A 25,472-nucleotide genomic window follows, 5' to 3' on the forward strand; every position below is an offset into this window, starting at 1 on the left:
GATGCGGCTTTCGCCGCATCGCCCCGCTTAATGCGAGGGCTTTTTCCAATGACAGCAACCGAGCCAGCGCCTGCGGCAGATAGCCGGGACCATGTCGTCCGCTTTGACGGCATCGTGAAGCGTTTCGGCGGCGCACAGGCATTGGCCGGCGCCTCGCTGACCGTGCGGCGCGGCACCGTGCATGGGCTTGTCGGGCAGAACGGTGCCGGCAAATCGACGCTGATCAAGCTTCTTGCCGGCCTGCACAGGCCCGATGAGGGCCGCATCGAGATCGAAGGCCGAGACTATGATCGGCTGACGCCGCATCTGTGCGAAGAACTCGGCATTCACTTCATCCACCAGGACCGGCTACTGGTTCCGACATTTACAGTAGGCGAGACACTGTTTCTCGGCAGGGAGCTGCGCCTTAGCGGCACGCCCTTTATCGACCGCAGCACGATGCAGCGCCGCGCCAGTGAGATCCTTGCCAATTACTTCGGCGTCGACTTGCCGAAGAATGCACTGATCAGCGAGCTTTCGACGGCGGAACAGCAGATCGTTCAGATCACCCGGGCGCTGCTGCACCAGCCGAAGCTCCTCGTCTTCGACGAGCCGACCGCCGCCCTGGTGCGGCAGGAGGCGGACATCCTCTTCCGCCTGATCCGCCGCCTGCGCAGCGAAGGCGTGACCATCATCTACATCTCGCATTATCTCAACGAAATCGAGGCCCTGTGCGACGACGTCACGGTGCTCCGCAACGGCGTCGACGTCGCCTCCCTGCCCATGAGCGAGACCTCGGCCAACGGGATCGCGACCCTGATGGTCGAGCGCGATATCGGAGAGATGTTCCCGAAGCGGCAGGTGGAGTTCGGCGCTGAAATTCTCAAAGTCCGCAATCTCTCGGCAGCCAACCGCTTCCACGATGTCAACTTCACGCTGCGCCGCGGCGAGATCCTCGGCATCACCGGCTTGCTCGGCTCCGGGGCAAAGGATCTCGTGCGCACCCTCTTCGGGCTGCAGACGGCGACGAGCGGAGAGATCGAAATCGAAACTAAGGCCTTGAAGCCGCGCAGTCCGGTGGAGGCGGTCAACCATCAGCTGGCGCTGGTGCCGGAGGATCGTCGCGGCCACGGCGTCGGCCTCGATCTCAGCGTGCGCGAAAACATCACGCTTTCGAGCCTTTCCCGCTACACGCGCTTCGGCTTTCTCAACCGCAAACGCGAGGGCAGCGATACCGACGATCTCATCAAACGCCTGCAGATCAAGACGTCCGGGCGCGAAGCCCTGGTTCGCACGCTCTCGGGTGGCAACCAGCAGAAGGTAGCGATCGCCAAATGGCTGAGCCGCAAGTCGGAAATCTATCTGCTGGATGAGCCGACCGTCGGGGTCGATATCGGCTCCAAGGTGGAGATCTACTCGCTCATCGGCGAGCTTGCCGCACGCGGCGCCGGCGTGATCGTGCTGTCGTCGGACCTACCTGAACTCGTGGGTATTACCGACAGGATCCTCGTGCTGTTCCGCGGCCGCCTCACGCGCGAGCTCATTTCCTCACAGACCACAACGGATGAAGTGCTGTCGGCATCGACCGGCGCCGTGGAAGGATTGCGCCATGTCGGCTGATGTCCAATTTGCCTCCCTCCCCGAGGCTCCGCCTGGGCGATCGCTGCCATCGGGCAGCAAGCTTGCAGCCGCAACCTTGCGGTTCGGCTCGTTGCTCGCCTTCGTGTCGATCCTCGTGATCTTCGCGCTGACGGCACCCTACTTCCTGACCGTCGGCAATATCGGCAACGTGCTCGGCCAATCGGCCATTTCGGGCGTTCTCGCCATCGGCCTGACGATCGTCCTCATCGCCGGCGGCTCCAACGTCGTCACCGGAGGCATCGACCTCTCGCTTGCCGCCAATATGGGCCTGAGCGCCGCGGTCTACGCAACGCTGATCCAGCTGGGCTTCAACGATCTTGCTGCAGGCGCCGGTGCGCTTGCGACAGGACTTGCAATCGGTGCCGTCAACGCGCTGGCGATCGTGCTGGCGGGCATCGTGCCCTTGCTGGCGACACTGGCTGTCATGAACGTCGTTGCCGGCCTGGAACTGGTCCTGACCCAGAATACCGTTCTTCCCGCCGCGACCGATTTTCTGACGGTCCTTTCGGCCTCGGATGGCTTCGGCATACCGATCCTCGCCTATGTCCTGATCGGCTTCACGATCATCGTCACGGCCATCGTGCAATATACGCCGCTCGGCCTGCGCCTCTACGCTGTCGGCGAATTTCCCGAAGCCGCGCGCGCGGCCGGCTTGCCGCTGAAGAAGCTGGTCGCCGGCGCTTTCGTCGCCAGCGGACTTTGCGGCGGGATCGCCGGCATCCTATCGGTATCCTATCTCAGCGGCAGCACGACCGGTTCCGGCGAGATGCTGCTGCCGGTCGTCGTAACGGCCCTGCTCGGCTCGGTCTTCTCGCGCCGGCTGGTGCCGACGATCGGTGGAACGCTGATCTCGACCCTGTTCGTCGGCTTCCTCATCAACGGTTTCCAGCTTCTGAACCTGCCGAGCACGCTGGTAAGCGGTGTTCAGGGGCTGCTGATCCTGATCGTCGTCTCGGCGACCACCTTGCTGCGCAAACGGGAGATCTGACCATGTCCGCTACCGCTGCTTCAGGACGACCGCTCGCAGGCGTTGCCCGATATGGCCTTATCGTCGCGCTTGTCGCTGTCTTCTCTCTCTTCTCGACGGTCGCGCCGACATTCCTGAGTGCTGGCAACCTGCAGAGCATTCTCGTCAATAACTTCACGCTGCTCGCCATCGTCTCGATCGCCATGACGTTTGCCGTTGCGGCCGGTGGCATCGATCTTTCTGTGGGGACAGCAGTCGACTTTGCGAGCTTTGCTTTCGTTTCCAGCATTCTGGCTGGCGTGCCGGTGCCTTTGGCTGCTCTGGCTGGCCTTGGCGCCGGGGCGCTGGTCGGGGCGTTCAACGCAGTGCTGATTTCCGGGATCGGCGTATCGCCATTCCTGGCAACGCTTGGAACGCTGTTCATCGGCCGCAGCATCCAGCAGCTGCTGACGGACGGCGGCAATCCGGTCTATTTGCCGCCATCCGGCGTGCCCGAGGCATTTCGTTTTATCGGGCATGGAACGCTCGGCAATATCCCCGTGCCACTTCTGATCGCAGCCGTCATCATCGCCGGTGCTGCCGTGTTGTTTGCGAGAATGCGCTTCGGGCGTGTGGTTCTGGCGATCGGTATCCAGCCGCGCACCGTGCGCTATTCGGGAATTGGGCTGAGAGCCCATGTCGCTGCCACCTTCATTCTCGCCGGCATCATCGCCGCCTTTGCCGGGCTGATCCTGACGGCGACGGTGACCGTCTACATTCCCTCCTCCGGCAACGGCTTCATGCTGAACGCCATCGGCGCAACCTTCATCGGCACGACCTTTTCGCCGCTCGGGCGGCCGAACGTCGCCGGCACGGTGCTCGGCGTGCTGCTTTTGAGCATCGTCGCCAACGGCCTGCTTCTGACGGGCCTGAACTTCTACTGGCAGCAGGTCGGCACCGGACTGCTGATCTTTGCGGTGCTCGCCTTCAGCTTCGTCAACAAGAAAGCCGTCGGCGCCTGAGTGCGGCCGATCCATATCATGCAGGAATAGCAACATGACCCGCGAAATCAGGCTCAATGCCTTCGACATGAACTGCGTCGGACACCAGTCCCCGGGCCTGTGGCGCCATCCGCGCGACAAGTCCTGGACTTACAAGGATATGGATTATTGGGTCCATCTGGCAAAGACGCTAGAGCGCGGCAAGTTCGACGGGCTCTTCATCGCCGACGTGCTCGGCGTCTACGACGTGCTGAACGGCAATGTCGACGCGGCGCTGCGCCATTCCGCGCAAGTGCCGGTCAACGACCCAATACAGCTCATTCCGACGATGGCCTACGAGACCGAACATCTCGGCTTCGGGCTGACCGCCTCGCTCTCCTTCGAACATCCCTACACTTTCGCGCGACGCATCTCGACGCTCGACCACCTGACCAAGGGCCGGGTCGGCTGGAATATCGTCACCTCCTATTTGAACAGCGGCGCTCTCAACATCGGCCAGTCGGCGCAGACGCAGCACGATGACCGCTACGGCTTGGCGGAAGAATATCTCGAAGTCTGCTACAAGCTCTGGGAAGGCAGTTGGGAGGACGATGCGGTCGTTCGCGATCGGGAAAAAGGCATTTTCACGCGGCCGGAGAAGGTGCATCCCATCCGCCATTCCGGCAAGCATTTCACCGTTCCCGGTATTCATCTGAGCGAACCGTCGCCGCAGCGCACGCCGGTGCTTTACCAGGCAGGCGCCTCCAGCCGCGGCAAGGATTTCGCCGGCGCCCATGCCGAATGCATCTTCGTGGCAGCGCCCTCCAAGCCGGTGCTGAAGCGCTATGTCGCCAATGTTCGCGAAGCTGCCGAGCGTGTCGGACGCAACCCGCGCGAAATTCTCGCCTTCAACCTCCAGACCGTGATCCTCGGCGAGACCGACGCCGAAGCGCAGCGCAAGTTCAACGAATACCGCCAATATGCTTCCTTTGAGGGGGCTCAGACGCTGATCTCCGGCTGGACCGGCATCGATTTCGGCCGGTTCTCTCCGGACGAGGTGCTTCGTCATCGCCATACCAACGCTGTACAATCCGCTGTCGAGACCTTCACGACGATCGATCCGAACAAAGAGTGGACGGTGCGCGAGATGGCCGACTGGGTTGGCATCGGCGGCTTCGGCCCGGTCTTCGTCGGTTCGCCGCAGACCGTCGCCGACCTGATGCAGGAATGGATCGAGGATACCGATGTCGATGGCTTCAATCTGGCCTATGCCGTGACGCCCGAAAGCTTCGAGGATGCGGTCGATCTTCTGGTTCCCGAGCTGCAGAAGCGCGGCGTTTACAAGACGGAATACCGGCCGGGAACACTGCGGGAAAAACTCGGCGGCAGCGGACCGAGGCTTGTTGCACCGCATCCGGCGACCGGCTATCGCAATCTCCGCGATGCTGTTGCGCGCGCATCTTAAGCTCGCGAGACCACCCAGCTATGCCGGTATTCAGAGCTCAGGCAAAGGGCTCTGAAAGCATATCCTCAAGATCGGCCTTTGCCTGGGGTGAAAGATAGGGACGCAAGAGGCTCGCGACCTGGCTCAGCCCCCAATGGACGTGCCACGGGCTGAGGTCGCGAACGCCTTCCTGCAGCCCGAGATAGACGGCCCAATAGGTTGAGACGATCCAGACATTGGCCAATAGCGGCTTCCGGTCATCCGCGGCGACGCTGATGAGACCGGCTGCTTCCATGCGTTGAAAAATGACATCGACCGAAAGGCGCATGCCGGCACTGACAGCCAGGATCGGCTCCCTCAATCCCGGCGCGGTCGCCAATAGGCCCGGAAGGTCGCGAAAGAGGAAGCGATAGGTCCAGACGAGGGAGAACCATTTGCGCAGAAAGCCGGCATAGGCTTTCGAGTCAGGCGCGGGCACGGCATCCGCCTCGGCGACGAGCGCCAGCGCATCAGCCTCGAACCGGGAAAACAGGGCCAGTACCAGGGACTCCTTGGTGCGGAAATGGTAGTAGAGATTACCCTGATTGATACGGACAGCCTCTGCGATTTCCGCCGTTGTCACTGCCTCGGGGCCTTTTTGGTTGAAGAGCGATAATGTCGAGACAAGTATCCGTTCGCGCGTACTTGGCCGTGCTGTCGGCTCCGTTCTTTTGCCTTTGTTTTTCGACACGCTTTTTCCTCTTGAATGCCTAAGGTATTCACCTTACCTGTTCTAAGGTAAATGCCTTAATCCTGATCTACAGGCATCCGTGGAGCTGAACAAGGAGGTCGAAGGATGAATGCACGCGTAAACACGGCCGATCCATCGCCGGGCGCATTTCCCCTCACGCCGCGCTCGATGCCGCATGTGCTTCTTTCATTGATCCGCAATCCCCTTGATGCGCTGCCGTCCGAGATCTTCTCGGAGCCACTCGTCTTTACGCGGATGGGTGGAAAATTGCGGGTCTATCTCGCCGATCCGGAGTTGATCTACCGAGCGCTCGTCCGGAATGCTGATGCGCTCGGCAAGGGCGAAGATGTCCGCCGTTTGCTCGGCCCAGCGCTTGGCAATGGCATCCTGACCTCGGATGGCGCTCATTGGAAATGGCAGCGTCAATCCGTGGCCGGTGCCTTTCGTCACGAAAAGCTTCTCGAACTTCAGCCGGCCATGATCGCAGCCGCCGAGCGCAGACGCGATCTTTGGCTCACGCATAAAGACAGCGCTCTCGACCTCTGCCAGGAAATGATGCGCACGACCTTCGACATTATCGTCGAGACGATGATGTCGGGCGGCGACGGCATCGACGTCGACAGGGTCGAGCGCAACATCACCGACTATCTCAAGCCGACTGGCTGGAAATTTGCGCTGGGCCTGCTCGGTGCGCCAGAGTGGATGCCGCATCCCGGCAAGGAAAAGGCAAAGGCGGCCGTGACCTTCCTGCGCGCGACCCTTGCGACTGTTATTGCCGAACGGCGACGCAGCGGCATCGAGCGCAGCGACCTTGTTTCCATGCTGCTTGGCGCAGCCGATCCGGAAACGGGCCGCATGATGAACGATGAAGAGATCATCGACAATCTGATGACCTTCATCACCGCCGGACACGAAACGACGGCGCTCGGCCTTGCCTGGACGCTCCATCTCCTTGCCCGATATCCTGACTGCCAGGCGAGGCTCTTCAACGAGATAGCCGCTGTCACCGAGGGCGACCCGCTCCTCGCCGAACATGTCGGCAAACTCACCTATGCGAGACAGGTCTTTTCCGAGGCGATGCGGCTCTACCCGCCGGCGCCGATCATCTCGCGCGCGGCACTGCGCGAATTTACCCTTGGCGCCTATACGATCCCGGCCGGCACGATCCTTTATGTGCCGATCTATGCCGTGCATCGTCACGCGTCAATCTGGGAAGAGCCATTGGTCTTCGACCCCGAGCGCTTCGAGCCCGAGGCTGCAAAAAGCCGCCACCGCTATGCCTTCATGCCCTTCGGCGCCGGCCCGCGCGTCTGCATCGGCAATGGCTTTGCCATGATGGAAGCCGTTGCGATCCTTGCCGTCCTGCTGCAAAGATTCCGCGTGACCGGTCCGGACGAGCCTTCGCCCAAACCGGTCATGAAGGTCACGTTGCGGCCGATGCATCCTCTGCCGATCAATCTGGTCGAACGATAGACCGCCGGGCCGCCTTCCCTATTTCGGACATAGGGTGAGCTGAGAGCCTTACTTCCAGCGTCAAGCGCCCCAGCTGCGTTCGAGCACGCGGATCCAGTTTTGGTGGGCAATCATTCCGAGCGCCTGATCGTCAAAGCCATGCGCGCGCAGGGCGTCGATCAGCTTCGGCAGGCCGCTGGCATCGCCAAGCGATTGCGGGATGGTTGTGCCATCGAAATCGGAGCCGAGTGCGACGCGTTCGATGCCGATCCGGTCGGCTATGTAAACGATATGACGAACGAGAACATCGAGGGATGTATCGGTGTTTCTCACACCATCGTCGCGCAGGAACAACACCCCGAAATTAATGCCGACCAGACCGTCGGTGTCGCGGATCGCATCGAGCTGCTTGTCCGTGAGGTTGCGGCTGTGGGGAGAAAGCGCATGCGCATTGGAATGCGAGGCGACAAGCGGCGCATTCGACAATTGCGCGATATCCCAGAAGCCCTGTTCGTTCATGTGCGAGAGATCGATCATGATCCGCAGTTCATTGCAGGCGCGCACCAGATCCTTGCCCGCGTCGCTGAGGCCGGGCCCGATATCCGGCGTCGAGGGAAAGCGGAAAGGCACGCCATAAGCAAAGACATTCGGCCGGCTCCATACCGGACCGAGCGTGCGCAGCCCGGCTTGATGAAGGACATAGAGCGCATCGAGATCGGCCGCGATCGCTTCTGCCCCCTCGATATGAAAAACAGCGGCAAACCGGCCATCGGCGATGGAACTACGAATGTCGCCGGCCGAGCGGCAAACCTTTAGCGCACCGTCGGATTGAGCCTCGATCGCCAGGAGAAGGCGAAACATCGCCAAAGTCTCGTTCAGCGCCTGGGGCTGCGAGGGAGCCGGAAAATCGCCATTCCCATCTCGGGGTTGATCCGGAGATGGGATGAACACCGCGCAAAGCCCGCCTGCAAGCCCGCCGCGACGCGCGCGCGGCAGATCGATATGGCCGGCATTCTCGCCATTCAGAAAGGCGCTGACGGAATTGAGGCCATCGCGCCGCAGACGAAGCAACACATCGTTGTGGCCGTCGAATACTGGAATTATCGAGGATTGTGTCATGTTTCATTCCAAAAAGGTCATCGATACCTGCCTAGGCAAGCTCGGCAGGATGGGCAAATGCAAACCGCGCATAAGGTCTGCGAAAAACGGAATTAGTCGCTCGCAAGACGCGCTGTTAGAGAAGCTAGCGAAAATACGATAGCGACAGAACCGTACCAAGTCTCACCATGCTTGGCATAGAGCTGTTGCCAAAAGAGTCAAAGGGGATTTCGCATGGTTTCAAGACGTCAGTTTCTCATTGGCAGCGCCACGCTGCCCTTCCTGTCCTATCTCGATCTTGCACAGACGGCATTTGCGGCAACGCCGAAAGACGTGCTTGTCGTTGCCCAGCAGCTCGACAACATGACGAGCCTCGACCCCCATGAAAGCTTCGAGGCCGTCGGCGGCGAAGTGATCAGCAACATGTATCAGAAGCTGGTGCGTCCCAACACCGATGATCCCTCCAAGGTCGATCCGGTGCTGGCGGAATCCTGGCAAGCCGATGCGGACAGCAAGGTCTTCACCTTCAAGCTCGCCAAGGCAAGCTTTGCCAGCGGCGCGCCGGTGACGGCTGATGACGTTGCCTTCTCGCTGCAGCGCGCGATCAAGATGAACAAGGGCGCCGCCTTCATCATCAACCAGTTCGGCTTCACCGCGGAGAATGTCGAAAGCCGGATCGTCGCCAAGGACGCCGAAACGCTGACACTGACGACCGAGAAACCCACCGCGATCGCCTTCCTGCTCTATTGCCTCTCTGCCAATATCGCCGCCGTCGTTGAAAAGAAGGTCGTGCTTGCCAACGAGGCAAATGGCGACATGGGCAATGCCTGGCTGCAGAAGAACAGCGCCGGCTCGGGCAGCTTCCAGCTTCAGGCCTGGAAGGCGAGCGAATCCGTGTCGCTCACCCTCAACCCGCACGGCCCCCACAAGGGCGATCTGAAGCGCGTTATCCTGCGTCACGTCACCGATCCCGCCTCGCAGCTTTTGATGCTGAAGAAGGGCGATGCCGATATCGCCCGCGATCTGACTTCCGAGCAGCTTCGCACCATTCAGAACGATGCCGATTTCACGCTGGTCACCAAAAGCATCGCCTCGCTGGTGCTCATCTCCCTCAACCAGGGTGTCGCGAACTTGGCAAAGCCACAGGTGTGGCAGGCCGTCAAATGGGCGCTCGACTACAAGGGTATGCAGGAAAACATCGTGCCGCTGACCCATAAGGTCCACCAGAGCTTCGAGGCGGAAGGCTTCCCCGCGGCGATCAGCGACACGCCGTTCCAGAAGGACGTGGCAAAGGCGAAGGCGCTGATGGCCGAAGCCGGGCTTGCCGACGGTTTCGATGTGACGATGGATCACTACGCCGCCCAGCCCTACCCGGACCTCGCCCAGGCCATCCAGGCAAACCTCGCCGAAATCGGCATTCGCGTGAAATTGCAATCGGCCGAAAACCGTCAGGTGCTGACCAAGATGCGAGGCCGCCAGCACGAGATGGCGCTTTCCGCCTGGGGCACCGACTATTTCGACCCGAACTCCAACGGCGAAGTCTTCACCATCAACAAGGACAATTCCGACGACGCCAAGAGCAAGCCTTTCCTGTGGCGCTCGCGCTACAAGAACGACGATTTCGCCGCCAAGGCGGAAGCCGCTCGCGACGAGAAGGATCCGGCCAAGCGCATCGCGCTCTATGAAGAGCTCCAGCGCGAGCACATGCAGAACAGCCCCTTCGCCTTCATGTTCCAGACGGTGAAGACAGCGGCATGCCGCAAGGCCGTCTCCGGCTTCCGCCTCGGCGCTCTTTCGGAAGCCAATTCCTACCAGGAGACTGGCAAGGCTTGACCCGACGGCTCAAATCCTTCTCCGCCATCCTGAGCAGCATCGTACTGACGCTGCTCGGGCTGACGGTCGTCACCTTCCTGATCGGCCGCGTCATGCCGGTCGATCCGGTTATTGCCGCGGTCGGCGACAATGCACCGGAGGCAGTGGTCATACGCGTGCGGGCGGAAATGGGCCTCGACCAGCCGCTGCCGGTGCAGTTTCTGCATTATCTGAACCAGCTCCTCCATGGCGATCTCGGCATGTCCGTGCTGACGAAGAACCCGGTGTCGCAGGATATCGCCCGCTTCTTTCCCGCGACCTTCGAACTGGCGACCGCAGCGCTTCTTCTTGCCGCCATTATAGGCATTCCGCTTGGCGTCTGGGCGGCCGTTCGACAGGGAACCATCACGGACCAGGCGATCCGCGTGGTTTGCCTCGCGGGCCATTCCATTCCGGTTTTCATGCTGTCCCTCATCTCGCTGCTGATCTTCTATTCAGCGCTCGGCATAGCACCGGGGCCTGGGCGGCAGGACATTATCTATGACGGAATGATCACACCGGTGACCGGACTGCTGTCCGTGGACACGCTGCTTGCCGGCGACCTCGACGCCTTCTGGGATGCGCTCGCCCATATGGCACAGCCGGTCTGCATCCTCGCCTATTTCAGCATGGCCTATATCGCCCGCATGACGCGCGCCTTCATGATCGACGCCTTGAAGGGCGAATTCGTGATTACCGCGCGTGCCAAGGGCCTGTCGCTCGGCAGGGTGATCTGGGGGCATGCCTTCCCGACCGTTGCGGTGCAGCTGGTGACGGTGCTGTCGCTCACCTATGCGGGCCTGCTGGAAGGCGCCGTCGTGACCGAGACAGTCTTTTCCTGGCCCGGCATCGGCCAGTATCTGACCGCCTCGCTGATGAACGGCGACATGAATCCGGTCATCGGCACTACACTCCTGATCGGCATCATCTATGTGGGGCTGAACCTCGTCGCCGATCTCCTTTATCGCCTGCTGGACCCGAGGGTGCGATGATGCTTGCAACCTTCCGCAATTGGGCACTCGACGAGTCCCCCACCTCCCGACGCCAGGCAGCCTGGGGCGATCGGTATCGCATCTGGCTGGGGTTGAAGGGCAACGCTCTCGGCATGATCGGCCTTTCGATCATCCTGCTATTCATCCTGCTTGCGCTTTTCGCACCGTGGCTCGCCACACATGATCCAGCCGCCCAGGATTTGGCCAACCGGCTTGCCAGACCGAGCCCAGCCCATTGGCTTGGCACCGACGAACTCGGCCGCGATATTTACTCGCGCCTGCTCTATGGAGGCCGCGTCACGCTCGGCATGGTCATCGCCGTGGTGGTGCTCGTCGCGCCGATCGGCCTCGCCATCGGCTGCATCGCCGGCTATTTCGGCGGCGTGGTCGACACGGCGCTGATGCGACTGACCGACATCTTTCTCGCCTTCCCCCGGCTGGTTTTAGCGCTTGCCTTCGTCGCCGCGCTGAAGCCGGGCGTGGAAAGCGCCGTGCTTGCGATCGCGCTCACCGCCTGGCCGCCCTACGCCCGGCTGGCACGCGCCGAGACATTGACCGTGCGCGGTGCCGATTTCATTGCCGCCTATCGTCTGACAGGCGCCTCTTCCTGGCGCATCATCATGCGCCATATCGCGCCTTTGTGCATGCCCAGCCTGATCGTTCGCGTCACGCTCGACATGAGCTCCATCATCATAACAGCCGCAAGCCTCGGCTTCCTCGGCATGGGCGCACAACCGCCCTCGCCGGAATGGGGCGCGATGATCGCGACCGCAAAGCGCTTCATCTTCGAGCAATGGTGGGTCGCAACGATCCCTGGCATCGCCATCTTCCTCGCCTCGCTCGCCTTCAATTTCCTTGGCGATGCATTGCGCGACGTGCTCGATCCGAAGGGGAACTGATCCATGCTGGTCGAGATCGACAATCTGCGCATCGGCTTTAAGACGCAAACCGGCTTTGCCCCCGCCGTCAAGGGCGTATCGTTGCGCCTGGGTGCCGAGAAGCTCGGCATCGTCGGCGAAAGCGGTTCCGGCAAAAGCCTGACGGCGCGCGCGCTGATGAAGCTCCTGCCAAGGCAGACGCGCATCGAAGCCGACAAGCTCTCCTTCGACGGCATCGACATAGTGTCCGCCAGCGAAAAGCAGATGCGCACCATTCGCGGCAAACGGGCGGGCTTCATCCTGCAGGACCCGAAATATTCGCTTAACCCGGTGAAGACCATCGGCAATCAGGTTGCCGAGTCATGGCGCACGCACAAGGGCGGCAGCCGCCGGGAGGCGGTGGAAGCGGCCGCCAATCTGCTGGAGCAGGTCAAGATCCGCAATCCGAAGGCGGTTGCCACCTCCTATCCGCATGAAGTCTCAGGCGGCATGGGCCAGCGCGTCATGATCGCCATGATGCTCGCTCCCGATCCGGAATTGCTGATTGCTGACGAGCCAACAAGCGCGCTGGACGCGACGGTGCAGGCGGAAATCCTGCGGCTGATCGAGGAGCTTGTCTCCGAGCGCTCCATGGGACTGATGCTGATCAGCCATGACCTGCCGCTCGTCTCGCATTTCTGCGACCGGGTGGTGGTCATGTATTCCGGGCGGATCATGGAGGAGCTGAAGGCATCGGAACTGTTGTCCGCCGCCCATCCCTATACGCGCGGACTGCTGAACTGCATTCCTTCGCTCACCCATCCGAAAGAGCGATTGCCCATTCTCGAGCGTGATCCGGAGTGGCTGAAATGACGATAGAGATCGACAATCTGCGCATCCGCTTCGGTGAGCGGGAAGTCGTCAAGGGCGTTTCCTTCACGGTCGACGAAGGCGGCAGCTTCGGCATCGTCGGCGAAAGCGGCTCGGGGAAATCGACCGTATTGCGCGCCATGGCCGGCCTGAACACAAGCTGGATGGGACGCATCGCCTTCGGCGGCGAAGCTGCTCCGCAGCGCCGCACGCCGGACTTCTTCCGCAAGGTGCAGATGGTTTTCCAGGACCCCTACGGCTCCCTGCATCCGCGCCAGACGATCGACCGTATCCTGAGCGAGTTGCCGCTCGTTCACCGCATGGGCGATGTGGACCGACGCATTGCCGCCGTCCTTTCGGATGTGGCCTTGCCGCAAAGTGCGCGCTTCCGCTATCCGCACCAGCTTTCCGGCGGCCAGCGCCAGCGCGTCGCCATCGCCCGGGCGCTGATCGCCGAGCCCAGGATCCTGCTGCTCGATGAGCCGACGAGCGCGCTCGACGTCTCCGTTCAGGCCGAAATCCTCAACCTGCTGTCCGATCTGCGGGTCGAGCGAAAGCTGACCTACGTGATGGTCAGCCACAATCTCGGCGTGATCGCTCATCTCTGCACCGACGTCGGCGTCATGATCGATGGCCAGATGGTCGAGCAGGTCACGGCCGACGATTTGCGGCGTGGCAACGTCGCCCATCCTCATACGCAGGAACTGCGCCGTCTGAGCATCGAGTTCGAGGAAACGGAACCGGTCTAATCTGCATTTGCGAGGCATGCATGTCTGAAACGGGAAACTGGAAGGCCGCGCAGGCACGCGCAGCTGGATTCACGCAGAATTGGGGCAAGGACGAACCGGGCGGAGCCGTCATCGGCTTCGATGCGAACGGCATTCGTTTTGCCGAATCTGGCGGCGTGGAAAGCCTCTCGACGCTCACTCCTTTTACCGCTGAGAGCGTCGTCCGCTATGCCTCGGTGACGAAGCACGCCTTCTGCGCCATGGTGCTCGCCCATTCCGATAAGATCGGTCTCGGCGACCCGCTCGGACAGCATCTGCCCGAGCTGCAGGCGCCCCTTCGCGATGTCACTGTTGGCCGCGCTCTCGACATGAGCGGAGGCTTGCCTGACACGCGCGAATGCCTGTCGCTGCTTGGGCTGTCTGTCTATACGGAAACAAAAGCAGGTCCGTTGCTCGATTTCCTCGCCCGCCAGACGCGGTTGAACTACGAGGCGGGCACGGAGATCTCCTATTCCAATACCGGCTATCGGCTTATAGAAGCGGCGCTCGAGCGCCAGGGCGTCTTTTTTCGCGACTACGTTCACCGGCTTGGCGCGCAGGTCCAGGCCGTATTGGATGCGCCGGATGTATGGAACGCTTCCGTCGTCGGCCTGGTTCCGGGCTATTGGCGTGACGGCGAGCGCTGGCAGCTTTCGGCCGCCGGCCTGCATATTTCCGCCTCCGGCAGCATGACCGGCAGCGGCGAAAGCCTCGCCAAATGGTTGATCGGATTACTTCGCGGCGAAGGGCCTTTTGCCGGAGTGCTCGACCAGCTGTCGGAATCGCGGCAGCTCGCCGATGGCAGGCCGAGCGGATACGGCCTCGGCCTGCGCCGTACCATGCTGGGCAAGCGCTCTCTTATCGGCCATGGCGGCTCCCATCCCGGCTACAAAAGCTACTTCCTGCTCGATCCGGTTCGGAAAGCCGGCTTTGCGGTGGTATCGAACCGCGAGGACACCAACGGCTACAAGATCGCGATCGAGTCCATGGCGGCGTTGATGGACGAAGCCCTGCCGCGCCCCTCGTCCACCCTTCGCGATGGCATCTATGTGACAGAGAGCGGCCCGTGGTGGATAAAGGTCTCCGGCAGCACGGTGACCTATCTTGATGCCGACGAAACGGTTTATGAGGACGAGGGATCCTGGGTCTCCTCGCGCTCGGCCTCCTCGCCAATGCGCCTGACGATGGGGGACGACGCGATCGTCGGGGAAGTCGGACATGCGCAGCGCCGCTTCCTGCCTGTCGGAGAGCACGAAGTGCCGGCTTCGCTATCCGGTGTCTGGAACTCTTCGGAAGGCGCCAGCTTCGAGATCGACAATGGCAGCGTCATCATGGGTGTCGGCCCGGTGCGCCATAGCATGCCCCTGCAGGCGCTGGGCTCCGGACGCTTCCTGTTCACCCTCAAGGACGGTCCCTGGACCAAGCGGGTCTGCCTCCACCTTCTAGCCGAGGATAGGCTCGAGCTGGTGCTCGCCCGAGCACGAATGATTGAATATCGCCGCGCCGGCTGATTGCATTCCCGGCCCTTTCGGGCCAAGGAGAAGCCGGCTTTGACAGCCGGTTTCTTTCGGGAGCTTCGAGTGGAAGTCAAATGGCTTGAAGATTTTCTGGCGCTGGCGCGGACGCTGAACTTTTCCAAGGCCGCCGACGAGCGCCATGTGACGCAATCGGCCTTCAGCCGCCGCATCCGGCAGCTGGAGGGCTGGGTCGGGACGAGCCTGATCGATCGGGCTACCTATCCGTCCCGGCTGACTGCCGCAGGCGAGCGTTTCGTACCCGTGGCGGAGCAGACACTACAGGCGCTCTATCAAGCACGGCGCAACCTTCAGTATGAAGACGGCACGGATGCGCGCACCGTGACCTTGACGGCGCTGCACACCCTCTCGTTTACCTTTTTCCCCGACTGGCTAAGCCGGCTCAACGCGCGCATCGGGCCTGTCGTCTCGCATCTGCGCCCGGACTCCGGCACCATGGAAGAAAACCTGAATTCCCTCATCGATGGGGAATGCGATTTCCTGCTCACCTATCAGCACCCGCATGTGCCGATGCTGCTCGATCCGCAATTCGAACATCACACACTCGGCCGGGAAACGATCCTGCCGGTGAGCGCCGCGGGCGCCGATGGCGCGCCGCTGCATCGCCTCGAACCCGGCTTCTGCCATGTCAGCTACCAGAAGACGTCCTTCTTCGGGCAACTGGTGGCCGGCGCCTTCGGGGAGCGGCTGCCAGCCGAAAACCGGGTGCATGTCGGCAGCATGTCTGTGGGGTTGAAGGGCATGGCCGCAGCCGGCTTCGGGCTTGCCTGGATCCCGGAAAGCCTCGTCAACACCGAACTTGTCGATGGCCGGCTGGTGCATGCCGCCGATTCCAAATGGAATATCGAGGTGGAAATCCGCCTCTATCGCTCGCGCGAGAATCGCCGTCCGATCGTCGGGCGTATCTGGTCGATGCTCGACAAGCCCTGACGACCGGACGATCCTTGCGCCAGGCTTAGATCGCGGTGCGCCGGGCGTTTTCCATGTAGAGCGTGCGGAGGCGCTTGAACATCGGGCCAGGCATCCCGTCTCCGACGGCAACGCCATCGATATTGGTGATCGAGACGATGAAGTTGGATGCGCTCGTCAGCCAGGCTTCGGCGGCAGTCTTGGCCTCTTCGACGGAGAAGGGCCGCTCCTCCAGCACCAATCCCCCCTCGCGCGCAAGCTCCAGCACGGCAAGCCTGGTGCAGCCAGGCAAGGTCGCGTGGCTGTTGGCGCGCGTCACGATGCGGCCGTCACGCGTCACGATATAGGCCGTCGACGATGCACCCTCCGTCACCATGCCATCCTCGACCAGCCAGGCTTCGTCGAAGCCTTCTGCCTTGGCGGCGCGCTTTGCCAGCACCTGCGGCAGCAGGCAGACGCTCTTGATGTCACGCCGCGCCCAGCGCTGATCCGGCATGGACCTCACTTTGAGGCCTTTTTCGACGGCAGCGACATGCTCGAGCGTCTTCGCCTGCGTGAACAGCACGAGGGTCGGCTGCAGATCCTCAGAGTAGAAGAAATTGCGATCCTCGGCACCCCGCGTGTACTGGAGATAGACGAGCCCTTCGGTAAGGTGGTTTTCTTCCACGAGACGCTTCTCAATCGCCACGATCTCGTCAGTCGTGATAGGCAGGCGACCGCCGATCTCGCCCACGCTGCGCTCGAGCCGGGCCATATGCAGGGCGCTGTCGATCAGCTTGCCGTCCAGTACGGCGGTGACTTCGTAAATACCGTCGCCGAACAGGAAACCCCGGTCGAAGATGGAGAGATGCGCCTCGTTCTCTGGCAAAAAGGCACCGTTGAGATAGACGGTGCGGATCGTCGGGGCAGACATGGAAACTCCGTATGATGCGAAATGAGAAAATTGCGGTCAGCGATGACCTGGATGGGGAAGGCTGATGGCGCCGACAACCGAGCCTTTGCCGGTCGCGGCGTTGAAACCTTTGGTCTCCGTCGCCATAGCGAGGGAGTTGAGGATTGCTTCCTCGGTAGCTTCGATCGCGGCTTCGAACAGCGGCGAGACGGCATCATTGCCCAATGTCGGGATCACACTCGCGCCCTTGCGGCGTTCGGGAATACGTCGCACAGCCTCTGCAGTCGAAAAGGCCAACGCGTAGTCGCCTGAGCCATTGCTCAGCGCCGCGCCGGTGCGGGCAAGCCCGCCGAAGCAGCGGCGCGCCAGCCTTTCGAGATTGCGCGGACAGAGCGGGGCATCGGTCGCGAGCACGATGACGATGGAACCGTCCCTGTCGTGCTCCGCCAGCGCGGCATAATCGCGCCCGGCGACAATGAGGTGGCCGCCGTAGTTGGATTGGACAAGCACGCCCAGCCGATAGGTCTCCGCGCCGACAGGCACGAGGCGCGAGCTCGTTCCGATGCCGCCTTTCAGGCCGAAAGCGACCGTTCCGGTTCCGGCACCGACCGCACCCTCTTCGACCGGCCCTGATGTCGCGGTGTCGATCGCCAGCAGAACTTCATCTACGCTCGGGCGGGCGGCGCGAATATCGTTGAGACGCGAATCGTTGGTCTCGCCGACCACCGCATTGACCGACACGACCTTTTCGTTACCCGGCTGAGCGAGTGTGTGGCGGATGACAGCCTCTATGCCTCGCCCGACGGCCAGCGTATTGGTCAGGACGATCGGCGTCTCGATCTCGCCGAGTTCGATGATCTGTGTGGCACCGGCAAACTTTCCGAAGCCGTTGAAGACGGCAAGTCCGGCAGGGACCTTGTCCTGGAAGAGATTGCCGCCATGCGGCAGGATCGCGGTCGCCCCGGTGCGTGTGCGTTCGCCTTCCCGGCATGTGACATGCCCGACATGCACACCGAGGACATCGGTGATCGCGTTCAGGGGGCCGGGTTCGAAATGACCGGGCGCGAAACCGAGCTCGCGTATTCTGTGGCGCTTGTGGTCCATCATCCATGCCTCAAGAAGATGATGGCGACCTTACTCCGCCTGCCCGCTCGAAGGCACAACAAAAACGGAATAGTTTCAGACCGGCTTTGCAAAGGGCGGCGAAAGGCGCCCTTTGCTGCATCGGGAAACATCGGCAGCGCAAACGCCGTCCGTACGGCTCCTCATGACAAAAAGCGATTGCCGCGCAGCCACTGCTCCCACCAATCGGGCCAGGCAGCACTTGGCGTTCCCGGTTTTCCCATGCCGAAGCCGTGGCCGCCGCTCGGCAGCCGATGCAGCTCGACCGGAACACCGGCTTTTCGGCAGGCATCCGCCATGATGAGCGTGTTTGCCGGATTGGAGATCGGATCATCCTCGGCCTGCACCAGGAAGACTGGCGGACAGCCGGAGCGGACATGCGTCTCGACCGACCACTCCGCGCTGGCTTCCGCATCCGGATGACTGCCGATCAATGATCGGCGGGCGGAGGTGTGGTCATAGGGCGGATCAAGCGTGATGACCGGATAGATCAGCGCCGCCAGATCGGGACGCGCGGATTGGCGGTCGATCGTGTCGATCGGCTGGTAGGACGCGAAGGCCGACTGCGTCGCCGCCAGACCGATCAGATGACCGCCGGCCGAGAAACCGAGAGCCCCGATACGCGAGGGATCCAGCCGACGGCGCTCCGCCTGGCTTCGAATGATGCGCAGGGCGCGTTGTGCATCCTGAAGCGGTGCCAGCGGGCCTTCATTCCACCCTTCTCTCGGCAGGCGATAGCTCAGAACAAAGGCGGTGATGCCGCGGTTCGTCAGCCAGCGGGCTGCCGGATAAGCCTCTTTTTCCATCTCAATGCGCTTATAGCCGCCGCCGGCGGCAATAAGAATGCTGGCTCCGTTCGCGCGTGCGGGCGCGAAAACCTCAAGGCTTAGCACGGCTATATTGCTGACGGCGCCCTTGCCATCGCTTTCGGAAGGACCCGATGGTCCGCCGCCGCCCGGAGGCTGGCCTGGCCATAGCGGGATGCTGGGATCTGAAGACGCCGCCCGCACCCTCGTGGACATCATCGCAAGGGTTGTTGCGATCAGGAAGGAGCGCCGATCTATCTTCATATGTCAGATGCCTTCGCGTCAGGTGCAGGTAGCCGGCATGTCGGCCTTAACGACAAGCGCGTCTGTGAATGCATCACTCCCGTTTGGCGGCAATATGGTCGACATGTAAGTATTCTTTAGCTGGCAGCAGACGGCATCGAATCGGGCTGACCTATCGAAACCTTCGGGCAATCCCTGTGGGAGCGATACGCTAACATTCCCTCCAGCCTTGTTTTTTTCAAAGTGCGCAACAAATGAATGTGTAGGCGGCGTAATATACGAGGCCTCAGCACAACTTACGGCAGGCTGCCTCTGCGAAAACGACGACCCGGAACAGGCTTGGACGACCTCCGATTTAACAGAGTGCGATTTTGCGCTAAACAATGGATGCGGATTCACAATGACGATTCTGTTCTGTCCTGATGCCATTTGGGGAGGCCAGATTGCCTGACTTTCGACGCGAAGAAGAATCTCCCGTGGTCGAAACCAAGAAAGATGTGCTGAGCGAGGAGACCAAGACCTCGCCGCGCGATAGGCGTCGCTTTCCGCGTCCGCCGAAAGTTGGCAGCGAAGAGTCACAGGCACCTTCCGTACTGAAGCCGTTGCTGTTCTCCACACATGATCTTGAACCGGAGGCACAATTTGCCGCGTGGCGGGCCTATATGACACCCGTCGTGGACACTCGGCTTCCAGACAACGCCCCGCGGGAAACCGAATTTGCCGCCGACCACACGGCATGGAATCTGGGCGGGATGTTGATCGTTGAGCACAGTGCACTTGCCCACAGCTACATGCGCTCGCAAGCGAAGGTAAAAGCAGATCTTATCGATCACTGGCATGTTTCCGTGCTGCGCAGCGGCCGGACATGGACCGAGGTGGATGGGTATGTCAGCGAAGGCGAGCCGGGCAAAGTCGAACTGCGATCGCTGGGACACCCCTTTCGGGGGCGTTCCACCGACGCCGAAACTCTGTCGCTCTTTCTGCCGCGCGCATTGCTGTCCGACGCCCCTGCCGCAATCGAGATCAAAAACAATACTGCCCTTTCGGGGACCTTCACCCAGCTGCTGATCGAATATCTCGATAGTATCGTAGCCAATCTTCCAAACTTTATAGCGACGGATTTGCCCCATGTTGTCCAAACCGTGCGTGGGATGATTTGGGCTGGCGCTGCAGCTTCGGCGGCACAGTCTGCCGACACTGAACACCACAGCACTCTTGCCCTGATGGAGCGAGTGCGGCGGTTCGTCGAGCGCAATCTTGTCGCGAGCGATCTGACGGTGGAGCAGATATGCCGCGAGCTCGGCATGTCCCGCACCAGACTGTATCAGGTCTTCGAACAGGATGGCGGTGTGCATCACTATATTCAGCGCCGCCGACTTCTATCCGCGCATGCCGCGCTCAGCGACCCCTCCAATCGGCAGCAGATCCTCGACATCGCCTATGCAGTCGGCTTTTCGTCCGCCGCGCATTTCAGCCGCGCCTTCAGCAAGGAGTTCGGCTATAGCCCGCGTGAGGCCAGGAATCTTATCTCGCAGCCCTATCTCGGCCGCCCATTCCCGCTATCGCAAGACGATGAGGGGGCTCATTCTTTCGAAGAATGGCTGAGAACGCTTGGTCACAGCCGCTGAACGCTGCGGACATCTCATATAAATCATCAATTCATCGGATGCGCCGATGTTTCGGGCGGCATGAGCGCGCACATTGATGACCGCCTCCCTGCAAAGCCTCCGAATCATAGTTAAGTAATTGCGAAAATGTACGCTGCTGCAAGTTTCCGGATGCGTGGCTAACGACAGGCTACGCGTAACCCATTAAAAAAGAAGCAGAATAACCGTGCAGCTAAAAAAAGCTGAGTACATAATGAGTGTACTCTGCGTCCAGTAAAACGATCTTTGGGGAGCATATTAATGGTATCCGCCCGTCAGACAATACAGATCAGCAGGCCGCAACATTCCACCACCGACGCCTACCGCGCTGTCGAGCGGGAGGAAGTCCTTGCAGTAGCATTTCGAGATTTCGTGCAGGTGGTGCTTGCCGCAGGCTGGAACGAGCCGGAGGTCGCTCTGACCTTGGCAGATATAGCAGACGACTACGTCATGGCGCTTGCTGGAAGAGTTACAGGAAATTAGTTCTGCATAGCCGTCCGCGCGTCGCAGGGGTGAGCGCGCACGGGTCCCGGTAACTCTTCTGTCATGCCGCCGGCGCCGCCGCTCAACAAAACCAACAAGAAAGCGGCTCGTCGGCGGCATGAATTATAATTAAACGACCGCTTTCCCTCAGCCCGCGTACCCATCCAGGCCGGGTCACGAAGGAGGAAGTATCCGATGAAGATTAGACAACATCTCTGGTTTCGACGGGACATGGAAGCGGCGATCGCACTCTATACCTCGCTGATCCCGGGCTCGTCGATCGGGTGGGTGTCGAACATTCTAAACGGCGATCCAAACGGACCGGCCGGCAGCGTCAAGTTCGCAGGCTTCACGCTTGGCAATCGCGCATTTATGGGCTTCGAGGCGGGGCTGCTCGATTTCTCCGACCACGACTCCTCGATTACCATCGAATGCGAAACGCAAGCTGAGGCAGACCGGTTGCGGGATGCGCTTAGCAAAGGCCGCTCGACGGAGCGATGCAGCCAGGTGCGGGATCCATGGGGTGTCTCTTGGCATTTCATGATCAAGCAGAAGGTCGACCACATCGACGCGCCGGCCAAATCCGAGCATGACCGCAGCACGGACCGCGCGAAAACAAAATTCGCTATCGCCTAACCAAAGCGACAGCCCGAGGGCTGAACAGAAAAACGTGGACAAAAACCGTTTCCGCCCTGCTGCATGGCCCGGCATTTATTGGACGGGATTGCAGATAGGCCGCTCAAATCGTGAAGCACTCAGCCTTGATGAGCAGCTGGCAGCCAGTCGAAAGCGGATGTCAGTGCGGAGGTAAGCGGAAGCCGATTTGCCATCGGCTCCAGCTTACAGCACACTTTGAGCGTCAATTGAGAGACGGGCAACCGCGCCGGTTGGCGAAGACCATGCGGTCGGGCCCACCATCATTCCAGCCGCGAACGACTATGCGTCGGCCGTCGCTTTGAACCGAATCGATGCGCCGAAAACCTTCTGCACGCGCGGCTCGCATGAGTTCGCCCCGGTCACAGCCGCCCCGATCGCGATCACGATCCCAGCCTCTTGGCGGGCGATCCCAATCCCGGCCCTGGTCACGCTGCCAACGCGGCGGCCCGTTGTCATCGTCGCCGCCGTAGTATTGCGCCGTTGCGGCCGAGGTCATCAATTGCATCGCGGCGAGCCCAATCAGGGCGACGCGAGAGAGTCGTATCAAACGTTCAAACATTCCCTTACCCCCATTTTCTGTCCATTAGACGGAGGCAGCAATACGACGGTTCGCCTGAACTCTGCCTGAACGCGATTGCCGCCGGATAAAGTTTAGTCGGGGCGCATCATGGCGCTAGAGTCAAATTAACCGATCTCAACAGAATAGCCCCCGGCATGAGAATGCAATTCAGCGTCGCTTAATCGCCGCACCGTACCATGGCATACTGGGGTCTATTCGCAATATGATAAATTGCTGATATGGTGATAGTCCACGCCTGATGGACACGTTGCGAGTGGTAGGAAATAAACGATAGGACAGCGACGGGGGGTCTATGTCTTCAGTCTATATCAAGGTCGAAATGGTGGGTGACGGCCAAGAACCGGATGCCGCTCTCATGGATCGCATCCGCTCACTGATCCTGCAAAGCTCCGAGGTCGACTCGATATCCTACAGATCGACCAGCATCGTACAGACGCTGGAGGCCTTTCTGACGATCCCTCGTGTCGACATAACTGACGGCGCGGCAAGAGCATCGATCCAACCCAAATCACATAGAGAGTAGACGATCGCTTTATTCGTGACCCTTGCCGGGCGAGCGGTCATGCGACGGGGCTTGAAGATGCGCGCGATGATTTCCGCGGCGGTTTAAGGGGATTGATCGCTACGGCGCCAGTCCGCAATCGCCGAATGAACCGATTTTGAGAGCAGCATTGCTCCAGCCAAACAATATAGCAGCAGGATGACTGCCGCCTCAAAGATAAGCGGCAAAAACACAAAACGCGCTCCTGGGCTTTCTTCCTCCTCGGGAAGCAGACCCGGCAACCCGAGGATCATCGCCGTCAAGGGGGAGAGCAGGACAACGAAGCAGGCGAGCCCATGAAAAACCAAACGCATGCGTGGATATTTTCCCGTGGCCCAAAAGGCGGCGAGTGGGGCGATGATGTTCCACATCAACCCCAGCACCACGGCGACATCTGCCGGCAGAATCGAATCGTCGTACATGAATCTCCGAATTCTTTATTCTATTCAGATTAGCCGCTTGCGCGAGATAATGGCAACTCGCCCGTATGGAGTAGCTACCTACAAAATGCGGAGCCCGTCGCAGTCGCGATTATCCACCATCATTGCCACCAGGCCTCGCGCCGGTTCCATTTCAGATCGCTCCTGCGGCTCTTTCCGTCCTGCTTTCTGTCGCCCTTGAGGTGATCCATGTAGCTGCCCAGAACGCTATTGATGAAGACATGGGTCTTCGTCAGGTTCGAACCGAGTGGCTTGAAACGGGCTTCCCCGTCGCCCTCCATCTGCTGGAGCACCTTCCAGAAGACGAAGCTGTCGTGGCTTTCCTTCAGGGTCTGAAAATAGCCCGACGTGTAGGCGCCTTCGAAACGTTCGACGAAGGTCAATATCTCGCGATGGCGCAGGTTGTACCCCACCCATCCGCACTCCGGATATATCCTCCGGTTCAAATAGGCGGCAAGCTGGTTTCCGCGCGGCGCGATCTTATCGATGAAGTTCCTTGGAATGTCCCTATGGGTGACCGTATCGGCATCGAGCCATATCAGTTGATCGACCATGGTATGATAGCGCCTGATGGCATCGGCGACCGCAAAAACCTTGTTGGAAAACCGAACGGCATCCCAACGAAAATCGCGTACCAAGCCATTGGCCGAGGGGCGAAATCCGTTAGCCTGCAGGTTTCGGCCATAGGCTTCACGAAAATCACGCAGCCGCGGCAAGGTTTCATCGTGATCGAACACCAGAAGGCGGCGATCCTTCTCCTCGATCTCGACATTCTCGGCATAGACGACGAGGGAGATGTCCTGCGGCCAGTGAGTGAGGAATGTCTCTATGCATTTTTTGCCGTAGTCGCGATAACCCTTCTCGTGAAAGGTCGTCACAACGATATGGCTCAGCTTTTCTCGCTGCCATGGATTTGGAAGAAGCATCGGCGATCGGACTCCGCAACAAAGGTGATCTCTCTGCGTTGCTGATTTATCCGATCATTTGGCCCCGACTGTTTCCGAATGTTTCTGACCCGTGAAATTTATGGGAAATCTTGTTGCGAAATGTACGGCGGCGCAACCGATATATCGCCGAAAAGGTCGCGGGAGTAACGGCCTGACGGCCATAACCGGCCGTCAGGTTCATCGCATTCACCCCACCATGGAAAGCCTCACTTCGGCGTGACGTCGAAGCCGAACCACTTTTGTGACAGCTTGGCGATCGTGCCATCGGCCTTCGCGGCGGCGATCGCATCGTTGAACATCGCCTTCAGCTGCGTATCCTCCTTGCGCAGGCCGACAGAGCTGCCACGGCCGAGAAGGCCGCCCTGGAAGCGCGGGCCTGTGACGGCCATGTCCTCGTTGCCCGGCTTTGCAGCCGCCGTCGAGAGATAGGCCATCGACGCCATGATGATATCGACGCGACCGGCCTTCAGGTCGAGATCGTGCTGCTCGGTGGTCTTGTATTCGCGGATATCGGCGACACCCTTGAGGTATTTGTCGAGGAAGGTCGCGGCGATCGATGCCGTCTGCACACCGATCGTCTTGCCCTTGAGCATCGGCTCGAGCTGCTTTACCGCCGCAGCCGCTCCGGCCTCGTCCGTCGCCAGCGAAAAGACCTCGCCCTTCAGCGGCAGACCGACAAGCGTGGAATCTTTCAGTGTCGCGAACGTCTGGCCGGTCGTGCCGTAGGAATCGCTGAAGGCGATGACTTCCTCGCGCTTGGCGGTTGCCGACATGCCCGAAATGATGGCATCGAACTTGCCGGCATTGAGCGCGGGGATCATGCCGTCGAAGGGCTGGATGACGGTCGTGCATTCGACCTTCATATGGTCGCAGAAATACTTGATCAGCTCGATTTCATAGCCATCCAGGCTGCCGTCGGCCTTGGTGAAGTTCCATGGCCGGAAAGCGCCTTCGGTCGCAATCGTCACATGCGTCCATTTCTTTTCCTCCGCCCGCACGACCGTCGAGACGGCAAGTGTGGCGACCATCATCACGGCCGCGAGAATTCCGGTAAGGTATTTCAT

25 protein-coding genes are annotated in these 25,472 nt (G+C 60.7%); 16 read left to right on the plus strand and 9 right to left on the minus strand.

What is annotated here, in order from left to right; genetic code table 11:
• Nucleotides 1-48: 48 nt before the first annotated feature.
• Genes JTP94_RS11925 through JTP94_RS11940 form a run of 4 tightly spaced genes read left to right on the plus strand, consistent with a single transcriptional unit; the run spans nt 49 to nt 5,011 of the window.
• Entirely contained in the window at nt 49-1,599 is a 1,551-nt protein-coding gene (locus JTP94_RS11925) for a sugar ABC transporter ATP-binding protein (protein ID WP_204850701.1), read from the plus strand.
• Complete coding sequence (locus tag JTP94_RS11930; RefSeq protein WP_204850702.1) at nt 1,589-2,608, plus strand: ABC transporter permease; 1,020 nt, start codon at nt 1,589-1,591, stop codon at nt 2,606-2,608. Before JTP94_RS11925 ends, JTP94_RS11930 begins: the two co-directional genes overlap by 11 nt.
• 2 nt (nt 2,609-2,610) lie before the next feature.
• Entirely contained in the window at nt 2,611-3,588 is a 978-nt protein-coding gene (locus tag JTP94_RS11935; RefSeq protein ID WP_204850703.1) for an ABC transporter permease, read from the plus strand.
• A gap of 34 nt (nt 3,589-3,622) precedes the next feature.
• Nucleotides 3,623-5,011: an LLM class flavin-dependent oxidoreductase gene (locus JTP94_RS11940; RefSeq protein ID WP_204850704.1), complete on the plus strand. Its 1,389-nt coding sequence runs from the start codon at nt 3,623-3,625 to the stop codon at nt 5,009-5,011.
• Between the two features lie 37 nt (nt 5,012-5,048).
• Here JTP94_RS11940 and JTP94_RS11945 read toward each other — a convergent pair whose 3' ends face one another.
• Complete coding sequence (locus JTP94_RS11945; protein WP_204850705.1) at nt 5,049-5,720, minus strand: TetR/AcrR family transcriptional regulator; 672 nt, start codon at nt 5,718-5,720, stop codon at nt 5,049-5,051.
• 105 nt (nt 5,721-5,825) lie between these two features.
• Between JTP94_RS11945 and JTP94_RS11950 the strand changes: the two genes are divergently transcribed.
• Complete coding sequence (locus JTP94_RS11950; RefSeq protein WP_204850706.1) at nt 5,826-7,193, plus strand: cytochrome P450; 1,368 nt, start codon at nt 5,826-5,828, stop codon at nt 7,191-7,193.
• 60 nt (nt 7,194-7,253) lie between these two features.
• On the opposite strand, the gene JTP94_RS11955 is transcribed toward JTP94_RS11950, so the two are convergent.
• Nucleotides 7,254-8,291, minus strand: coding sequence for a dipeptidase (locus tag JTP94_RS11955; protein WP_204850707.1), 1,038 nt, complete (start codon nt 8,289-8,291; stop codon nt 7,254-7,256).
• A gap of 213 nt (nt 8,292-8,504) precedes the next feature.
• On the opposite strand from JTP94_RS11955, the gene JTP94_RS11960 reads away from it, so the two are divergent.
• The 7 genes from JTP94_RS11960 (at nt 8,505) to JTP94_RS11990 (ending at nt 16,072) form a co-directional block, all read left to right on the plus strand.
• Nucleotides 8,505-10,103, plus strand: coding sequence for an ABC transporter substrate-binding protein (locus JTP94_RS11960; protein WP_204850708.1), 1,599 nt, complete (start codon nt 8,505-8,507; stop codon nt 10,101-10,103).
• Complete coding sequence (locus JTP94_RS11965; protein ID WP_204850709.1) at nt 10,100-11,113, plus strand: ABC transporter permease; 1,014 nt, start codon at nt 10,100-10,102, stop codon at nt 11,111-11,113. The genes JTP94_RS11960 and JTP94_RS11965 overlap by 4 nt, the downstream gene beginning before the upstream one ends.
• Complete coding sequence (locus tag JTP94_RS11970; protein WP_204850710.1) at nt 11,110-12,012, plus strand: ABC transporter permease; 903 nt, start codon at nt 11,110-11,112, stop codon at nt 12,010-12,012. The genes JTP94_RS11965 and JTP94_RS11970 overlap by 4 nt, the downstream gene beginning before the upstream one ends.
• A gap of 3 nt (nt 12,013-12,015) precedes the next feature.
• The gene (locus JTP94_RS11975) at nt 12,016-12,843 is read left to right on the plus strand and encodes an ABC transporter ATP-binding protein (RefSeq protein ID WP_204850711.1); all 828 of its coding nucleotides are present in this window, start codon (nt 12,016-12,018) and stop codon (nt 12,841-12,843) included.
• The gene (locus tag JTP94_RS11980; protein WP_204850712.1) at nt 12,840-13,589 is read left to right on the plus strand and encodes an ABC transporter ATP-binding protein; all 750 of its coding nucleotides are present in this window, start codon (nt 12,840-12,842) and stop codon (nt 13,587-13,589) included. The genes JTP94_RS11975 and JTP94_RS11980 overlap by 4 nt, the downstream gene beginning before the upstream one ends.
• Nucleotides 13,590-13,609: 20 nt before the next feature.
• Entirely contained in the window at nt 13,610-15,118 is a 1,509-nt protein-coding gene (locus tag JTP94_RS11985; RefSeq protein ID WP_204850713.1) for a serine hydrolase, read from the plus strand.
• A gap of 69 nt (nt 15,119-15,187) precedes the next feature.
• The gene (locus tag JTP94_RS11990; RefSeq protein ID WP_204850923.1) at nt 15,188-16,072 is read left to right on the plus strand and encodes a LysR family transcriptional regulator; all 885 of its coding nucleotides are present in this window, start codon (nt 15,188-15,190) and stop codon (nt 16,070-16,072) included.
• Between the two features lie 25 nt (nt 16,073-16,097).
• Here the strand turns inward: JTP94_RS11990 and JTP94_RS11995 are convergent, their stop codons facing one another.
• The 3 genes from JTP94_RS11995 to JTP94_RS12005 all read right to left on the minus strand — a co-directional run bounded on the left by JTP94_RS11995 (nt 16,098) and on the right by JTP94_RS12005 (nt 19,090).
• The gene (locus tag JTP94_RS11995; RefSeq protein WP_204850714.1) at nt 16,098-16,964 is read right to left on the minus strand and encodes a D-amino-acid transaminase; all 867 of its coding nucleotides are present in this window, start codon (nt 16,962-16,964) and stop codon (nt 16,098-16,100) included.
• A 36-nt stretch (nt 16,965-17,000) separates the two neighbouring features.
• Nucleotides 17,001-18,047, minus strand: a complete 1,047-nt coding sequence (locus JTP94_RS12000) for a P1 family peptidase (RefSeq protein ID WP_204850924.1) — start codon at nt 18,045-18,047, stop codon at nt 17,001-17,003.
• 161 nt (nt 18,048-18,208) lie between these two features.
• Nucleotides 18,209-19,090 (minus strand): alpha/beta hydrolase, encoded by an 882-nt coding sequence (locus JTP94_RS12005; RefSeq protein WP_246754880.1) that lies wholly within the window; start codon nt 19,088-19,090, stop codon nt 18,209-18,211.
• A gap of 467 nt (nt 19,091-19,557) precedes the next feature.
• On the opposite strand from JTP94_RS12005, the gene JTP94_RS12010 reads away from it, so the two are divergent.
• The 3 genes from JTP94_RS12010 to JTP94_RS12020 all read left to right on the plus strand — a co-directional run bounded on the left by JTP94_RS12010 (nt 19,558) and on the right by JTP94_RS12020 (nt 21,879).
• Nucleotides 19,558-20,742 carry a helix-turn-helix domain-containing protein gene (locus JTP94_RS12010; protein ID WP_246754847.1) on the plus strand — a complete coding sequence of 395 codons (1,185 nt, stop codon included), beginning with the start codon at nt 19,558-19,560 and terminating at the stop codon, nt 20,740-20,742.
• Between the two features lie 279 nt (nt 20,743-21,021).
• Nucleotides 21,022-21,243: a hypothetical protein gene (locus JTP94_RS12015; protein WP_037191508.1), complete on the plus strand. Its 222-nt coding sequence runs from the start codon at nt 21,022-21,024 to the stop codon at nt 21,241-21,243.
• Nucleotides 21,244-21,438: 195 nt separating this feature from the next.
• Complete coding sequence (locus JTP94_RS12020) at nt 21,439-21,879, plus strand: VOC family protein (protein WP_204850717.1); 441 nt, start codon at nt 21,439-21,441, stop codon at nt 21,877-21,879.
• Nucleotides 21,880-22,102: 223 nt separating this feature from the next.
• Here the strand turns inward: JTP94_RS12020 and JTP94_RS12025 are convergent, their stop codons facing one another.
• Entirely contained in the window at nt 22,103-22,459 is a 357-nt protein-coding gene (locus JTP94_RS12025; protein WP_204850718.1) for a hypothetical protein, read from the minus strand.
• A gap of 313 nt (nt 22,460-22,772) precedes the next feature.
• On the opposite strand from JTP94_RS12025, the gene JTP94_RS12030 reads away from it, so the two are divergent.
• The gene (locus tag JTP94_RS12030; protein WP_204850719.1) at nt 22,773-23,003 is read left to right on the plus strand and encodes a hypothetical protein; all 231 of its coding nucleotides are present in this window, start codon (nt 22,773-22,775) and stop codon (nt 23,001-23,003) included.
• Nucleotides 23,004-23,086: 83 nt separating this feature from the next.
• Here JTP94_RS12030 and JTP94_RS12035 read toward each other — a convergent pair whose 3' ends face one another.
• The 3 genes from JTP94_RS12035 to JTP94_RS12045 form a co-directional block, all read right to left on the minus strand.
• Entirely contained in the window at nt 23,087-23,443 is a 357-nt protein-coding gene (locus JTP94_RS12035) for a hypothetical protein (protein WP_204850720.1), read from the minus strand.
• Nucleotides 23,444-23,562: 119 nt separating this feature from the next.
• Nucleotides 23,563-24,387 (minus strand): hypothetical protein, encoded by an 825-nt coding sequence (locus JTP94_RS12040; RefSeq protein ID WP_204850721.1) that lies wholly within the window; start codon nt 24,385-24,387, stop codon nt 23,563-23,565.
• A gap of 227 nt (nt 24,388-24,614) precedes the next feature.
• Complete coding sequence (locus tag JTP94_RS12045) at nt 24,615-25,472, minus strand: transporter substrate-binding domain-containing protein (protein WP_204850722.1); 858 nt, start codon at nt 25,470-25,472, stop codon at nt 24,615-24,617.

This window comes from Martinezella lusitana, assembly GCF_016901135.1.
Classification (GTDB): domain Bacteria; phylum Pseudomonadota; class Alphaproteobacteria; order Rhizobiales; family Rhizobiaceae; genus Rhizobium; species Rhizobium lusitanum_D.

What these genes read in the sequence shown, in the direction of transcription:
- JTP94_RS11925 (WP_204850701.1), top strand. Translation starts at nt 49, where the DNA reads ATGACAGCAACCGAGCCAGCGCCTGCGGCAGATAGCCGGGACCATGTC.
- JTP94_RS11930 (WP_204850702.1), top strand. Translation starts at nt 1,589, where the DNA reads ATGTCGGCTGATGTCCAATTTGCCTCCCTCCCCGAGGCTCCGCCTGGG.
- JTP94_RS11935 (WP_204850703.1), top strand. Translation starts at nt 2,611, where the DNA reads ATGTCCGCTACCGCTGCTTCAGGACGACCGCTCGCAGGCGTTGCCCGA.
- JTP94_RS11940 (WP_204850704.1), top strand. Translation starts at nt 3,623, where the DNA reads ATGACCCGCGAAATCAGGCTCAATGCCTTCGACATGAACTGCGTCGGA.
- JTP94_RS11950 (WP_204850706.1), top strand. Translation starts at nt 5,826, where the DNA reads ATGAATGCACGCGTAAACACGGCCGATCCATCGCCGGGCGCATTTCCC.
- JTP94_RS11955 (WP_204850707.1), bottom strand. Translation starts at nt 8,291, where the DNA reads ATGACACAATCCTCGATAATTCCAGTATTCGACGGCCACAACGATGTG.
- JTP94_RS11960 (WP_204850708.1), top strand. Translation starts at nt 8,505, where the DNA reads ATGGTTTCAAGACGTCAGTTTCTCATTGGCAGCGCCACGCTGCCCTTC.
- JTP94_RS11970 (WP_204850710.1), top strand. Translation starts at nt 11,110, where the DNA reads ATGATGCTTGCAACCTTCCGCAATTGGGCACTCGACGAGTCCCCCACC.
- JTP94_RS11975 (WP_204850711.1), top strand. Translation starts at nt 12,016, where the DNA reads ATGCTGGTCGAGATCGACAATCTGCGCATCGGCTTTAAGACGCAAACC.
- JTP94_RS11980 (WP_204850712.1), top strand. Translation starts at nt 12,840, where the DNA reads ATGACGATAGAGATCGACAATCTGCGCATCCGCTTCGGTGAGCGGGAA.
- JTP94_RS11985 (WP_204850713.1), top strand. Translation starts at nt 13,610, where the DNA reads ATGTCTGAAACGGGAAACTGGAAGGCCGCGCAGGCACGCGCAGCTGGA.
- JTP94_RS11995 (WP_204850714.1), bottom strand. Translation starts at nt 16,964, where the DNA reads ATGTCTGCCCCGACGATCCGCACCGTCTATCTCAACGGTGCCTTTTTG.
- JTP94_RS12000 (WP_204850924.1), bottom strand. Translation starts at nt 18,047, where the DNA reads ATGGACCACAAGCGCCACAGAATACGCGAGCTCGGTTTCGCGCCCGGT.
- JTP94_RS12005 (WP_246754880.1), bottom strand. Translation starts at nt 19,090, where the DNA reads ATGATGTCCACGAGGGTGCGGGCGGCGTCTTCAGATCCCAGCATCCCG.
- JTP94_RS12015 (WP_037191508.1), top strand. Translation starts at nt 21,022, where the DNA reads ATGGTATCCGCCCGTCAGACAATACAGATCAGCAGGCCGCAACATTCC.
- JTP94_RS12020 (WP_204850717.1), top strand. Translation starts at nt 21,439, where the DNA reads ATGAAGATTAGACAACATCTCTGGTTTCGACGGGACATGGAAGCGGCG.
- JTP94_RS12025 (WP_204850718.1), bottom strand. Translation starts at nt 22,459, where the DNA reads ATGTTTGAACGTTTGATACGACTCTCTCGCGTCGCCCTGATTGGGCTC.
- JTP94_RS12030 (WP_204850719.1), top strand. Translation starts at nt 22,773, where the DNA reads ATGTCTTCAGTCTATATCAAGGTCGAAATGGTGGGTGACGGCCAAGAA.
- JTP94_RS12035 (WP_204850720.1), bottom strand. Translation starts at nt 23,443, where the DNA reads ATGTACGACGATTCGATTCTGCCGGCAGATGTCGCCGTGGTGCTGGGG.
- JTP94_RS12040 (WP_204850721.1), bottom strand. Translation starts at nt 24,387, where the DNA reads ATGCTTCTTCCAAATCCATGGCAGCGAGAAAAGCTGAGCCATATCGTT.
- JTP94_RS12045 (WP_204850722.1), bottom strand. Translation starts at nt 25,472, where the DNA reads ATGAAATACCTTACCGGAATTCTCGCGGCCGTGATGATGGTCGCCACA.